The organism is Pseudomonas arcuscaelestis (genome assembly GCF_016881005.1).
GTDB classification, from domain to species: Bacteria; Pseudomonadota; Gammaproteobacteria; order Pseudomonadales; family Pseudomonadaceae; genus Aquipseudomonas; species Aquipseudomonas arcuscaelestis.
Genome location: NZ_JACOPV010000042.1, coordinates 1 through 1931, shown reverse-complemented (window position 1 = coordinate 1931; position 1931 = coordinate 1). Strand labels below are relative to the sequence as shown.

The window sequence follows — 1931 nt, the reverse complement described above, 5'->3', positions numbered from 1 at the left end:
ACTGGTTGGTGCTCGACGGCAACGATCCTTACCTGGCAACCGCCAGCGAAGACGGCATCCTCAACCGCTGGCTGTTTGCCGGCGGGGATCGTCAGGTTCGCGATGTGATGGTCAATGGGCAGTGGGTAGTGTGTCAGGGGCGTCATGCTCACGAGGAAGAAAGCGCCCGGGCGTTTACCGAGGTGCTACGAACGTTGTTGGGCTGACGCGTTGGAGATGCCTTGTTCTTGTTAGCGAGCAAGGCATTTTCCGTCAATCGTTCTACGAACGCGTAGTTTTCTTTGGCATGAGCATCGCAGGCGCAAATGCACCAATCAGCGCCGGCCAAAGAACAAGGGGATATTCATCAACCCAACTGGATACATCGCCAATAAAGAACAATTTTTCACGCAAAACAAGACCAGAATGAAGCGCACCAAGAAACGAATTAAATATAAAACAAAAAAAACTCCGCGACAACTCAAGTCTGGACCGGTAAAAAAAACCTTAAAAAAATAACCGAGCCAGATCCCAAGAACTAGAAATATCAAATAGAGCAGAAGCATCATCGCGCCAACTCACCTTGAATCGCCATCACGCTCTCCATGTTGGTCACACCTTCCACCGCAAGGGCGGAAACACTTGCCCCTCTAAATGAATGAATATAATCATTAGGCATATAATAGAACAGACGCCAAGCACCAGGCCTTACAATAAGCCGAAATGAGCTATAAGCAGAAAGACCCAGATCCGTAGCAGAATACGCAATATTACCTTCAGCCTTAGTTCCGCCTAGCGACTTGGATATATTCTGATACCCCTTCCTTACCGGACCCTCCACATCAGAGCGACCCTGCAAAATATTTCTTCCACTCTCATAAATGTTGTTGGCTCCATGCGCCATTAAAGGAACTCCCGCCACAAGACAAAGCGTGCCCACCGAGGCGTAGCAGATACCTGCCCCAGTTGCCACCTGCGCAGCACCGGCAATTGCCCCGATGCTTTTCCTACCTATTTCGAGTGTCTGTGCCGCCAACCTGCGTATCGTTTGGTTGAGTTCGGAAAGCCCCTGCTCAGGCGTCTTGCTACCACACGCCACATCATCGACCACCCGCTTGGCGTAATAGGCAAACTCCCGATTGAACTGCATGCGCAGCCTGCCATCGCTCAGAAGTCGCGCACTTGAAGTACATGCTTGCTTCGTCAAGCGCACCGCCGCGTCGCTCACCTCCCAATAGTCATTACTGTCCAAGGGAAAGGGTGATGGGCGGCGGCTCATTCGTCTTCGCCCCAGTAACAAGAGCCACTGGTTCCAGCGAGATGGTGGGTCCAGATGATACTGCGATAGCGAATGGAAAGTTGCTCTTGCATTTCAGCCTCACTGTGCAGAATCGCATGAGGCATATCGAATATTAAATCGGCGACCTGCGCCTCGCCCAACTTAATGGTATAAAACTTCTCTTGTGTGCCGAAGGCTGAGGTACGATAGAAGCTGATCGTGCAATCAATGGCTTCCCGATTGGTCAACGCCTGCGCCAAGAGCGGTGATGATTTATCAATGTTTTTGGTGATAACGATCGGACCATGTGTGGTGCGCTTGATATTGCCGACATTTGTCATGCCGTGATTCATTGCCAATACCATTATTTCATCGGCATGCCCGGCTTGGCATTTGTTGCCAATCGACTCCTGACTTGAGCACCCGGCGGAAATAAGCCCTTGCGTCTTACCTGTGATGGTTATGTAGCCGTGACTAGCCATTGGCTTTACTCCCTGCGATCAGAGAGTGAAGCCTAATTCGTGGCTATTAGATGGTATGTAGGATGCTTCCGTAATTTGTTACGAGCGCAGGATTAATCAGCAATTGCAGGGCAAGCCTGCACCGGCCAATGATCAGAACCAGTGTAAATGGGCTTGCCCCGCACTAAGACCTCACTGCTTATGTGCAGCAA

At 50.7% G+C, this 1931-nt stretch carries 2 protein-coding genes and 1 pseudogene; 1 reads left to right on the top strand and 2 read right to left on the bottom strand.

From position 1 onward, the window contains the following. Window positions 1-206 (top strand): annotated as a pseudogene (locus tag H8F21_RS29035) (formimidoylglutamate deiminase); the annotation flags it as partial. Between the two features lie 338 nt (window positions 207-544). On the opposite strand, the gene H8F21_RS29030 reads toward H8F21_RS29035, so the two are convergent. After that, window positions 545-1129 carry a DUF4225 domain-containing protein gene (locus H8F21_RS29030; protein ID WP_236043274.1) on the bottom strand — a complete coding sequence of 195 codons (585 nt, stop codon included), beginning with the start codon at window positions 1127-1129 and terminating at the stop codon, window positions 545-547. A gap of 125 nt (window positions 1130-1254) precedes the next feature. Then, a complete protein-coding gene (locus tag H8F21_RS29025) occupies window positions 1255-1740 on the bottom strand; it encodes an Hcp family type VI secretion system effector (RefSeq protein WP_203482862.1) in 486 nt (161 codons plus the stop codon). Between the last annotated feature and the right edge of the window lie 191 nt (window positions 1741-1931).

Coding starts and splice junctions, on each gene's coding strand:
- H8F21_RS29025 (WP_203482862.1), bottom strand. CDS start 1,740: ATGGCTAGTCACGGCTACATAACCATCACAGGTAAGACGCAAGGGCTT.
- H8F21_RS29030 (WP_236043274.1), bottom strand. CDS start 1,129: ATGCAGTTCAATCGGGAGTTTGCCTATTACGCCAAGCGGGTGGTCGAT.